Origin of the sequence: Rubinisphaera italica (genome assembly GCF_007859715.1) — a bacterium.
GTDB lineage: Bacteria > Planctomycetota > Planctomycetia > Planctomycetales > Planctomycetaceae > Rubinisphaera > Rubinisphaera italica.
On the sequence record NZ_SJPG01000001.1, the window covers coordinates 2,043,321 to 2,056,020 of the forward strand.

Genomic DNA, 12,700 nt, shown 5'->3' on the forward strand with positions numbered 1-12,700 from the left:
ATCGTTACTGCCCGAGTGAACGGGAACCTTGCGGGCTACCACCGATCAATTTCCCAATCGGTAATGGACGTGCGGCAATTTGATATCCCTCTGTCTGTGCAATCCGTACAAGTGAACTGTAGAGCTCGAAACTGTCCGGGTAGACCCAGAAGGTAATGGTATCATCGCGAGAGATACGTTGCAGTTCGGTTCGGAACAGTGAGCCTGCTTTTTCAGCATCTTCCAGTGTTTCCCGATTGGTCGTACTTGATGGAACCAGTTCCCATTTTTGCAGGCTGATCCTCATTTGCGAACGACCGAAAGTGAGCTCATCAGTCATCGTTCTTTGATCGGGCCCAGCCATGAAACGAACTGAGTAGCCAGCTACGGGGCCGACGAGACCTTCGTAATCGCCATATTGGGCGATCCACTGCAGTCGTTGACGCACGCGGCTCATCACTTGATCAATCAACTCATCCAGAGGAATGTAGGAAATTCGATTCTCACGTAATTCAAAATGCCATTCTTTGCCATCAACGACGCGAGTGACAGGCACAACTTGATGTTCGAGTGTTTGACGATCGGTCGGGGCCTCCTCCAGTCGGGCCAGTTGACCCTGAAGTTGAAGGTAAGATTGTTCTTCTTCCTTCTTTGACTTATCCAGTGATGTAATCTGATTACTGAGTTGAAGGGATTTCTTCTCGATCAATTCCGCTGTTTTATTTAATTGATCGAGCTGACTTTGCTGCCTCTGAGATGCGATACTCAGTTCATTTTTTTTGAGTCGCTCGACGTTCAATAAGTTTTGTAGCTGATCAATTTCCGGCATATTTTTCGGAATTGTAACGACCGGCATTTTGTCAGGACTAAGCGGAAATTCTTCGGACTCCCCCAGACGAACAATCAACGGAATCGATTTCGAGACGGTGTCCGTATCTATTTCTGCAATTTTGGGAATGTTGACACGATCAATTGGAGCAGGAGGCAGGATCAACGGCTGCTGAGGTATGTCTTCTTCAATTTTCTCGATAACTTCAACTGGACTCGGTGGCGCCTGCGTCATTCGAACACCGGCAATTACAATCAGAATGATCAGAATCCCCACGATATTGGCGACAATATCGAGAAAAGAATCTGATCCTGCTTCAAGATTATTCGAATTGTTTCGGGATCGAGCCATGATTAGTCAAGAGATATCTTGAGTTAAGCCACTGAGTACATAAAGTAATCAGGGGCAAATATTTTTATTCATCAGTCAATTTTACATGTTCTATGTAAAGATATTTTATATTAATCACCAGTTTATCTTCTAAACAAATCATCAAGTTGCTGACTCATTTGATATCGTGTTTTAGATGGATATTGGAGTTGATCGGTAATTGTTTCCAGACGAATCGCCAGCTGATTTCCGCCAGGTTCAACCCGATACTCAATTGCAGGAACCCAGTGCATTCCTTCAGGTGGAGTATTCCAGTTAGCCAGTTCCTGCAGGATTTCGGCATCGAATTGACTGCGAAGCTCACGGGTTTGCAGAGATGAGTCGAGCTCAATTTTCTTCCGTCTGCCGACTTTGACACCTGATAAATCGACTTGAACAGTAAGCGTGCGTTCCAATCCGATTGTCGTAAACATGGGCGGAGCAACGGAATCTGAATTTGAGGCACTTCCACCGGAAGCCCCCTGATTGGCAACTTGTGGAGCAAACGGATTCGGACGCGTATTACCTTCCCCTTTGGTTTTGCGAGGAGGGTCATATTCCGGGAACCGTGCATTGGGCGTTTGTTGAGAAGTTGATTGTTGAGTCGGGCTCCCAGGATTCTGCATCCCGGGTGCAGGACTATTACTGGAACTCAACTGCTGCTGATTGCCCCCAGTCTCTTCTCCCGTCGTTGATGCAGGTAGCTTTGCCGGCTCGTTTCGATTTCTAGCAATCATGTTTGCGGGCTGATTGTTTCCCGATGGTGGTTGTGCCGTCGAATTCCCCGCATCTCGATTCGCTTTCCCGGCTTTGATACTTTCAAGGATCTCATCCAAAGCCTGTTTACGGGCGAAGCCTTTGGAAGGAAGCATAGCCTGCTGAGGACGTTTTTCAACACGCGGCTGCTGACTGGCCAGTTCAAAGGCTTTCTGAAATTTTTGGCTGGCGATTTGATGTTGATCACCAAAGTAGAATTTCTGGTCAGCATCGACCAGTTCGTATCCAAATTCAATGTTGTTTGCTTTCAACAATTGGCCGACCGTATAAAATTCATCAATTCCTCCGGGGCGAACAACCAGTAGTGCATAAGGAGTAGAACTTGATTTCGATTCTCGGCCAATTTGTTCTGCATAAGCCTGTAATGCAACTGCCAGAGGATTATTTCCTGGAGAGTAGGAAGTTAGAAATTGCGTTTGTGCATCGCCTATTCCAGGCTGAACGACAACATGCCCAGGTAGACATTCGATAAATATCGGCGTTCGTTTTTGACCACTAACGGCATCAAACGCCACGATCTCCATTCGTTCATCACGTTTTTGCTTTGTCGCTTGCTTTTGTTTGATGTTTTCCTTGGTCCTGAGAATCGACTGAGCGAGGGAAGCCGATGCGGCCTGTTTCTCACTTAGAGATTTTTGCTGATCCATAATTTCCTGTTGTTTTGCATCCAGTGCTTTCGCTTTTTGATTTATCGTTGCCTGTGTATTTTCAGACATGGATATCAGCTGCTGGTTTTCCTGATTGATCTTAGTCAATTCAGCCTGTAAATCTGCAAGTTGGCTTTGATGCAATTTTATGAGTGCTCGCTCACGTTCCAGGCGTGCTTTCGTTGCCACATCGGCATCGGTCAGTGGATTGTATTGAGGGGCAGCAGGGTGTCGTGTTCGATCTTCATTGACTTTTTGAAACTTCGACCAGCGAGCCGAACCGATTTCAGAAGTTGCAAACGACTCGTTCAAGTCTCTCGAAGCAAATGTTTTTTCGGGAAGTGAATCACTGAGCACTGCCACGAATTTAACTTCTTCATCAACAGTTTCAGCAGTGACCACACTCACCTGATGATAACTCGGATGCAAATGTCTTGTGATGATCAACAGGAGAAGAATAAGACTTCCCATTGCGCAGACCAGGACCGCCAGAAATGGAAACAACGAAACCGTTGTGCCAGATTGTACGGTTCGGCGGGGCATGGCGTGTCTAATATCATGTAAGTCAGGCTGTGCCTGATTGAAAATCGATTTCAATTGCTATTCAGGTCAGGTACAGCCTGACCTGCATGAACAATCACGCAGCACGGCTCGAAGAATTAACACGGGCATTTAACAGTTGAATCGCTGCCGTCAAACTATTAAGCGTTTGATCCAATGTTTCTGTAATCCGATGTGCGTCAATCGATTCATCCAGTTTCTGCTGCAATGTCGTCAGAGTTTGTTGTTTCTCGACCATGTTGTGCAACAGAATCGTTTGCGAACGCTGTTCTTCGATTTGCGACCGCAACCCACCACTGACTTCACTCAACGTAAAGTTCCAGTCAGTGAGTGTTGTTTCCAGATGAGAGAGCAATTCGTTGGTTCGTTCTGATTCTCGCGAGCGAACCGCCGAGAGATAGTTTTGTTGCGATTCGAGCGAACTGGAAAAACCTTGTTCGATCATGCCGAGGAAGCTCTGCTGTTCGGACTCAAGCGTTAAGAGCAGCCGCCCCTGCAGCTGATTTAGCGTATCTCGCCAGGCGGCGGTCGCCTCAGTAACAATCCGCTCGGAAGCCTCCATCAATTGTTGAGAAATCACGAGTTGGTCGTCAACCATGTTGTTAGTCGAGCCAGCATGAAACAGAATCGTTAAAGGTTGATCAACCCCCGCTTCAATTTCATTCAACAATTCTTCTTGACGACTGCGAATCCGAAATGTTGCAAAAACCAGAACTAACGATAGGGAAAGAGACAGAGCCGTCGTGTCAAAGGCAACTCCGAGTCCGCTCGTTACTTCTGACAAAGATTGATCGAGTTGTTCGGGCGATACATTGGCGATGGCGATCGTAATCCCCATCACAGTACCGAGAAATCCGACGATGGGAATCGCCCAACTGATTGTATTCACCAGTCCGAGACGTTGCTGAGAGCGATCGAGTTCGAGGTCTGCACAATGTCGTAAATGACTTTCCAGATGTTCGCTGGAATTTGTCTTCCGAAAATAATTGGCGGCCTCAAGCAATCGCTGACCGGCAATTGAGCCAGAGACTTTGTCCCCCAGCCCTCGGATTTTTTCAAGGATTGAAATCGCCAGATCATAACCAGTCGCCTTATCCTGCTCGACTTCCTGAAGAATGCATCGAGCGGACTTGACTGATTCTGTCTCCAGATGAAGTTCTCGCCAACGGAAAATTAATGTCGACATCCCAAAGAAGAACAAGCCGATTGTTATGTATTCCAGTGGATGGGAGCAGCAGTAACGAGTTAGCAACTCCTGTTGAAATGGAGTATATGGCAAGGCCAGGTAAAACAGCACACAGGCGATGGAACCCCAGAGCAGCGGGTGAGTGCCTAGATTGGCAGCTTTGTTTTTGCGACCACTTTCGAGTGGTGCAGGTGATTTTTGAGTTGTCTTCATAGCGTCCTGCTTTTCCTGACAGCTGAGATGTGAGCGTGTGTCCAGATGGAAAGTCCATCAACGTAACTGTAGCGCACATTACCTCTATCGGAAATTCAGACGTTACAACCTGAATGACAATTCCAGTTCTTAATAAGCCCCCATATTAACAGCCGAGGCGAATTTACTTTAACACACTCCATCCTTACAGTAAGTTTTACTATCCACGCACGACTTTAATTCAATACCTTAACTAAGCAGAATCTCTCAAATTTATACAACATTTAAGGCGATCCATTGAACACAACAACAATTGTTGTCAGCGCTCATCTTCTGATCGAAGTGATACTGATTATTCGTGTGATATCCCGTCCCCATCGCGAGCCAGCTTCTCGGATTGCGTGGATCGCGGTGATTGCCGCTTTACCATTTCTGGGGATGCTGATCTACCTGTTATTCGGTGAGACTAGTATTGGTCGTCGTCGTATTGAGCGTAATCAACAAGTGATTCAAGAGTTGCCTGCTCTCCCGGCCATCGGTCCTGAGGATGCGGAGAACTTGCGTGCCCATGTGCCCGAACGCTACCTGCATTTGTTTCAAACCGGCCAATCGATTAATGGATTTGAAGTCATTGGAGGGAACTCGGCTCGACTGATGGCTGACTCGAACGCTTCCATTGAATCGATGGTGGCGGATATCGATGCCGCCACGGACCATGTGCATCTGCTGTTCTATATCTGGTTACCCGATAACAACGGTCTTAAAATTGTCGATTCACTCAAACGAGCCGCCGCAAGGGGAGTGACTTGCCGTGCAATGGCTGATGACTTGGGATCGAGAACGATGATCCGCTCCGAGCATTGGGTTCAGATGCAGCAGGCTGGAGTTCTCACCGCCCGGGCTTTGCCAATTGGCAATCCACTCTTGCGTCCTTTACAGGGACGAATCGATCTGAGAAATCATCGCAAGATTTTAGTGATTGATGGCCGGATAACCTATTGCGGCAGTCAGAATTGTGCAGACCCGGAATTTCTGGTCAAGGCAAAATTTGCTCCCTGGGTGGATGCTGTGATGAGGTTTGAGGGACCGATTGTTCGGCAGAATCAGCATCTGTTCGCCAGTGACTGGATGACTTACGCCGAAGAGGATGATGCACATATTGCAGAATTGCTGAAATCGCCAATGGTGGCAACTCAATCGGGTTTTCCTGCACAGGTCATCGGCACGGGGCCGACGGTGCGGTACTCAGCGATGCCTGATGTTTTTGAGTCACTGTTTCATGCTGCCCGTCATGAACTGACAATTTCAACGCCCTATTATGTTCCTGATGAATCGATGCAGAATTCTCTTTGTGCGGCTGCCTGGCGCGGAGTGAAAACGACTATCATCTTCCCGGCAAGAAACGATTCCTGGATCGTAGGAGGAGCCAGTCGCAGTTACTATGCCAGTTTACTAGAGGCGGGAGTTCAGATTTACGAATACGAAGGTGGGTTACTACACACAAAATCGTTGACGCTCGATGGCGAGGTGACGCTAATTGGTTCAGCCAATATGGACCGTCGAAGCTTCGAGTTGAACTACGAAAACAACATTCTGTTCTACGATCCCGAGATGACAAAACAGATGAGAGCACGCCAGGAACAATACCTGTCCAACTCTCATCAGGTCACACTGGAAATGGTAGAATCGTGGTCGCTCGCTCATCGCCTCTGCAACAACACACTCGCGACATTGGGGCCTATTTTGTAGTTAACTTAACATCATTCTCGCGAGTTAGATTCTATGAGCTAAAGCAACGTTTTACGTTTAATAAAATTCCGCATAATATAATTATTATCCCGTTTACAATGTCAATTTTACTCTGGTGAGTGCTGAGTCTTACGGTTACCTTTTGGAATAATTATAAATCTCGGTGCATTTCATAATTGAAGCCACCACAAACAACAGGGGTTAGAATTACAGAGTTCAAGCGATCAAAACGCTAAAGTAAACGGAAAGTTGCAGTAGTTCATCAATTGGTCATTTCTAATTTTTGAGGTGAAGCGTAAGTTCTCTGAATATTCATCGCTTTGTCTTGCATTCCCAATTCCATGTAGAGATCTGCGATTTGCTGACGGAGTTCCTTGTCTCCTGGATTTTGCATGAGTTCACCATTCAACCTCAATAATGTTAACGATTTGTCATTTAACTCCTCTGCAATTCTTCGATGTTGTTCGGCTAACTCAGGCTGGTTAATTCGAGTGTAAACAACAGCCAATTGTTGATGAGCCTCTTTATTCCAAGGTTGGTTGCTGGTTACTCGACGAAAATCTTTAAGGGCTGGCTCCAGTTTCCCAGCGTCTATCAGTAACATGCCTCGCATGTGATAAACTTTGTCACTAGCGTTTTTACGAGTTCCAAGAAGTTCTTCAAGTATTTTCAGTCCCTGTACGTATTCTCCTGCGGTTCTCAGTAGCCAGGCCTTTTCCAGAAGGGCACGTTCTGACAGCGCGGATGTTGTCGCCTGAAGCTGATCCCATTCCTTACTAGCCTGTTCAAGCTGACCAGCATCGATGAGTACCTGAATAAGATCTTCACGAACTTTCATTACCTGAATCGAGTTCTTAGAATTCTTTAAGCATTGACGGAAAGCATGCTCGGCTTCGGCGACCTCTTTCCGCGTCATATGGACCGTCCCAATAACTTGCCATACGGTTGCATCTTGTCGGTTGAGTTCTAACAATTCCTGACAATCTTTTAAGGCGAGATCTTCCTGGCCCATTTGAAGTTTTATCTGAATAAGAGACCTGAGGATATTGGGTCGTAACTGTTGATCATGCCTGGCAATCTGAAAAAGTCGTTGAGCAAAATCCAACTGACCATTTTGTTGAGCCACGAATGCCAACTGGCAAAGGTCCTCAGCAGGAAATGCGTTCGGATCACTCATCTGATTCCAAACTTCCAGCACCTCATCCCAACGATTCATCTTCGTGAGCAGTTTTAGTCGCAGAAATTGCCATTCTGGATGTTCAGAAGAAGAACAATGAATAGCCTCTTTCAGAAGTAGTTCTGCTTTCTCTGGATTGTAAGACGAAATACGCAAAGCCTCTCGGTATTGTTGATTCGGGGAAAAAACGCGATACCAATAGAATGCGACAGACATCAGAATCAATACCGACATGAGTATGATCAATCGATAGATTTTATTTTTATTGCTGGAGTCAGATTTGGATTGTGCCATGAAGTGTCATTCCCAATACCAGCCCGCTCCCTGGAGTGAGTGCGTTCAACCAAAAGCTTACGCCAAATTGTGTTGATGCATAAATTCGTCGAGCTGTTCTACACGATTTTACACGGACTGACCAGCAGGGCAACGCAGATCAGGCCGACTCTTGAAGAGTTGCTAGAATGTTGCAGAGCGTGAAATTCCCTGTTCGGAGGTCAATCGCAATTTTCTGCGACCAACTTTGATTGTAATAGCCATCATAGCTGTCCCCATCGGATACAAGCGGACAGATCTGACTTCGCATACAAATTGTCGAGAATATGCACAGACAATCAGTAATAATCAAACTGTGTAAGCGTTTTGAGCAAGGCGTATCCAGCAGTATCGAAAACTTTCTGCTCCATATCCTGTACTCGACAGGGGAGTTAGAAATCTCTGGCACGGGAATCATCCCCGGCTGAAATATTTTTGATGAGATTAACTCCGGTTCCCTTTTTGATTTGATGATACCGCTTCAACTCGAGCAGTGGAAATCGTTCCTGAGTTTGATCTGGCCAAGTCAGGGTAATATCAACCCGATCAACGTCGAGGGATTCCAGTGAAAAGAGAAGACGATTGTCAGAGTGAGACAGATAGCTTCCCCCGCTGATGACCGTCTTAGATAACTCAGGAACGACTCCTTCTACAACGACCGTTGCACCAGTCACATCAGACCTGGATTCATCACCGATTAATTGAATCCCAATCCATTTTTGAGGCTTATATAGGTTTTTGAGGATAGATACTGGGCCATCCTGTTCCGAAACGATTAAATCTGGTCCCCCATCGTTATTAAGATCCCCGACGGCTATTCCTCGGCCTGCATGCGGAACACTAAACCAGGGACCGGCTGATGAAGTCGCATCTTGAAATCGCTTGCCCTCCAGATTCCGATAAAGAAATGCTGGTTGCTGATAGCTATATGCCCGATTGCGATAGACCACATGCCCGTTGACGATGACCAGATCATCCCATCCATCCATATCCAAATCCGTCAGCAGGGTGCCAAAACCAACATAGGGTTTACACGGCCCTGCCAGTCCCAACGAAACTGTCATATGAGTAAACATTCCATTGTGTTCATTATGATACAGGTCGTTTTCTTCAAATTCGTAATTTGTCACAACGATGTCCAGCCAACCATCCCGATCAATGTCAGCAGCATGAACTCCCATGCTGCCTTCAGGGGCTCCAAATTCATTGCCAATCACACCAGAGGGGACCGCAAAATCTAACCACGTACCATCCTTTTGGCCAAGATAGAAGTGATTCCTGACGACGTCATTTGCGACATAGATATCCAGAATATGATTCCTGTCGAAGTCTGCAATCACTACGCCCAGGCCTTTGCCATCTTTCCTTAATCCGGCTATTTCTGATTGCTCGACAAAGGTTTCGTCTCCCTGTCCAAAAAACAGATGATCTGGTGCATCCGGGTAGATGCCCGGCATGCAGACATCTCGCAATCCACTCTTTGGATCGATACACAATTCATCTCGACTTGGTTTCCATTGCAAGTAGCCGGCAACATACAAATCGAGGTGACCATCTTGATTCAGATCTGCAAAGGCAGCGGAGGTGTGCCAGCCATCTAAATTCAATCTGCTTTCTTCAGTGATCTTTTGAAAGGTTCCATCTTGTTTGTTCAAGAATAACTCAGAGCGTCCATAACATGTCACAAACAGATCCGGGTAGTGATCGGAATTCACATCGCCGACGGCAACTCCATGGGAATAATCGATAGTACAATCTAAGCCACTTTCAGCGGTCACATCTTCAAAGCGAAAGTTCCCCATGTTTCTGTACAGACGCCCTGGAATTCCAGAGATTGCCAGATCCGAAGAGATGGCGCCACCACCCACGCAATAGATATCTAACAGGCCATCGAGATCATAATCAAACACTGCAATGCCCGAACCAAATGTTTCAACCATTGTGAACTGTTGAGACTCTCGTCCTGAGTGATGGTGAAAGTTGATCCCTGTTTCTGAAGTCACGTCTAGAAACCAGTCGCCGGGTTGCTCTTCTCTGGGGACGGCATCAGACATCAAATCGGATTCATCGATTGGTACATTGAATTCTTGAGGGGAGGAATCTGCTGATTCGTTGTGAGAAATGGGGGGCGATGGCTGGCTGCATGATGTCAGGGTTACGCTAATCCCAACGATTAATAACAGTTGGTAACTTACCACAAGAGGTAAAAAAGAAGCTCGCATCTGGGCTGTCCAAAGACAAAATGCGAGCGAGCGGGTGTGTCCACTGTAGAGCAGAATGGTAACTAATGTGATCGTCACTACTCACTCAGCTCCAGATCGTATGTATTATCCCCTTCATTGATTGTTGCAGTCGCACCAGAAGTAGATGCGGAACGATATTTCTTTGGAATATCATTGCTTTCGGTTTGTTCAGGCATATTACCTGGATCCATTGTTGTCGTTGTCGCTGCCTTAGGTGTAATAGAAACATTGAATTCACCGGCAGCTAATTCCAAGGAATAACTTCCATCTGCACCCAGATCAGCTCCCCATGCCCCGAAGGCTGGCTTCTCAAATGAAATCACGGCATTGCTCACAGGCTTACCATCTGAAGTCACCTTGCCTGAGACTGTTGCGTTTTTTGATGGACCAGCTGGTTCTCCACCGCCACTACATCCGATCAAAACAAAGGTAAAAGTAGCGAAAATGAGTTGATAAACTGAGATGCGATTCATTGAAATTTTAACTCTCTATTCAGGGTGAAAATTATGTTCTGAGAAATGGTCATCTAGTCAAAGGAGGTTCGATGAATAAAAAAAGTGTCGCCGGAAATGAAGCATAGCCAACTGAACTGAATAGATTCCGGCATTTAAAAAGTGCTGAATTACAGAGACTTACAGACCCTGATAAAATTTGCCAGATGTGAAGAACCTGAATATTCTTCATAGCGAAGAGACGCTTTGGTTCCATCTCCTGGAAACAATCATATTTCAGGAAACGGAAAAGATACCTTCAATGACAGAAGACCGGTCAAAACAACCGGTCTTCTGTATTCGCTATCAAAAGAATACTCAGACCATCTCTAAAATTCGCCGATGACATTCTTATCGCGACGATCAGCAAGATTGAAGCCCGTGCCCATGTCGATATTGTTGCTTAGGAAGCGAACACTTCCGTCACAAAGAACGACCTGTAATCCTCCTGAATGAGCAGATTGAATCGGCAAGTTTCCAGGCCCTTCTCCTCCAGCTCCCAAAAATGCATGACTATCCCGACGTGGTTTTGTGCCGATCGGCCAGTTGACATGTAATGTCGTAAGGTTAGCTGTATGTGCGCCATCAAAATGGCCCAAGTTGGCACGATCCCAGCAGTTCGCACAGCCCATCCAGCCACCCCAGTTCCAGCCGGAACGGATATCTGTTTGTAGATCACCAAAATCTGACTGCTCACCGATTGCAATGGTGTTGGAGGTGCCGTCAATAATATCTTTAAACTTCACGCTACTTTGATAATGCAAGACACCATTCATTTCGATTCGACCATTATTCACAACAAGGCAGGAGCGAGCGCCATCCCGGCCAACTCTTCCCGAAATGGTAATGTTTGTACCATCCAGAATGTTGTTCGTGTCCGTATCGGCAGGAGCTGGCCCAACGGTCACACCGGCAATCCCCACGTAATCAGGAATTAATAGTTTGACATTATCGCGTTCACGCCATTTTTCCAAAGGAGAAGATGGACATTTGTAGGTATTAACCATTAATCCATTGTAAACAGGAAAGTTAGTTGCCCAGCCAGGCCACACATCGAAATTTATCTGATCGTACGCTGCACCTTGTTCAACATAGGGAAGTATGGAAACGAAAAAAGAACTGCCCCAGTTCTGATCTTGACTCCAGGTTGCTCCTGGTGGAAATGTACTGTAGACGTCATGATAATTGTGGAGTGCCAAACCGAGCTGTTTCAGGTTATTTTTACAACTGCTTCTTCTCGCCGCTTCACGTGCCTGTTGCACTGCGGGCAACAATAAGGCCACCAGAATTGCAATGATTGCGATAACTACGAGAAGCTCAATTAGCGTGAACCCTGAAATGTTTCGTCTGATTTTCATAATGAGACTCCTGAGTAGAAGATATGGGAAGAAATGTTACCCTGAAAGTGGATCGCTAATTTAATCTATGAATTCCTACATGTCAACAAATAAACTTATTTGGATGCCAGGGCGAATGGGATTCTTAAGGGCAAACGAATTCTTTTGGGTCAAGTCGATGACGGCACGAGGAGTCCGGGACCTTTATGAGATGGTATTTTTGAATCTTCAAACGGGTGAGGTGATCGTGACGGGATCGACTTATCGACCGAATTCGGCATGAGTGTGCCGGCGAACAAAGACGTTTGCCGAAGAGTCCAGTGATCGCAAAAGCGTCCCACATTCTCATCCACGACTGAGACAAGAAATACACGTCAGAGTCATTGTAGCAGTTGAAGTCGCGGGCATGAAAACTGGATCCGCCTGTTTCCACAATTCGAAAATGCCATATTTCGATACTTATCCATGTGGTACCTTCCGTCATCTCAAGTGCGCACTTGAGTATATTCTCCAGCAATATCGTTTCTGTCAGATGGAATTTGCTACTCTCCCGGGCCGATTCTTTCTCAACAAACATCGCTATGTCAGCAGGGTAGAAAGACAATCGACAACGGACAGCTTGATATGTCGATTCTTCAAAGAACTCAAGAAAGATGGAATAAAAACGATTCTAACATCAAACTTTCCAGAGTATTTTCTGAAATGATTGCGAACCTTTCACATTCTTTTTACGTCTTTGGTTTGAGGCTGGGAATTCAGCCGCTAATCATAATACAAAACTGGAGTTTCAAGTTCGATGTCTCTCATAAGGTCATATGACAGTTGCGAATGTTTGGGTTCGCACCGTTCCG

8 protein-coding genes are annotated in these 12,700 nt (G+C 46.0%); 1 reads left to right on the top strand and 7 read right to left on the bottom strand.

Annotated features, from left to right (window positions below; genetic code table 11):
* Positions 1–4: 4 nt before the first annotated feature.
* From Pan54_RS07665 to Pan54_RS07675, 3 genes are all read right to left on the bottom strand, one after another.
* Positions 5–1,159: a hypothetical protein gene (locus Pan54_RS07665; protein ID WP_146502923.1), complete on the bottom strand. Its 1,155-nt coding sequence runs from the start codon at positions 1,157–1,159 to the stop codon at positions 5–7.
* Between the two features lie 122 nt (positions 1,160–1,281).
* A complete protein-coding gene (locus Pan54_RS07670) occupies positions 1,282–3,144 on the bottom strand; it encodes a hypothetical protein (protein ID WP_146502924.1) in 1,863 nt (620 codons plus the stop codon).
* A gap of 94 nt (positions 3,145–3,238) precedes the next feature.
* Entirely contained in the window at positions 3,239–4,561 is a 1,323-nt protein-coding gene (locus Pan54_RS07675) for a MotA/TolQ/ExbB proton channel family protein (RefSeq protein ID WP_146502925.1), read from the bottom strand.
* A 276-nt stretch (positions 4,562–4,837) separates the two neighbouring features.
* Here Pan54_RS07675 and cls point away from each other — a divergent pair, with 276 nt between their 5' ends.
* Positions 4,838–6,289 (top strand): cardiolipin synthase, encoded by a 1,452-nt coding sequence (gene cls / locus Pan54_RS07680; protein WP_146502926.1) that lies wholly within the window; start codon positions 4,838–4,840, stop codon positions 6,287–6,289.
* A 262-nt stretch (positions 6,290–6,551) separates the two neighbouring features.
* Here cls and Pan54_RS07685 read toward each other — a convergent pair whose 3' ends face one another.
* The 4 genes from Pan54_RS07685 to Pan54_RS07700 form a co-directional block, all read right to left on the bottom strand.
* Entirely contained in the window at positions 6,552–7,760 is a 1,209-nt protein-coding gene (locus Pan54_RS07685) for a tetratricopeptide repeat protein (RefSeq protein ID WP_146502927.1), read from the bottom strand.
* A gap of 410 nt (positions 7,761–8,170) precedes the next feature.
* Positions 8,171–9,832, bottom strand: a complete 1,662-nt coding sequence (locus tag Pan54_RS07690) for a CRTAC1 family protein (RefSeq protein WP_165441652.1) — start codon at positions 9,830–9,832, stop codon at positions 8,171–8,173.
* A gap of 245 nt (positions 9,833–10,077) precedes the next feature.
* Positions 10,078–10,494 carry a hypothetical protein gene (locus Pan54_RS07695; protein ID WP_146502929.1) on the bottom strand — a complete coding sequence of 139 codons (417 nt, stop codon included), beginning with the start codon at positions 10,492–10,494 and terminating at the stop codon, positions 10,078–10,080.
* Between the two features lie 347 nt (positions 10,495–10,841).
* Positions 10,842–11,870, bottom strand: a complete 1,029-nt coding sequence (locus tag Pan54_RS07700) for a DUF1559 domain-containing protein (protein ID WP_146502930.1) — start codon at positions 11,868–11,870, stop codon at positions 10,842–10,844.
* Positions 11,871–12,700: the final 830 nt, after the last annotated feature.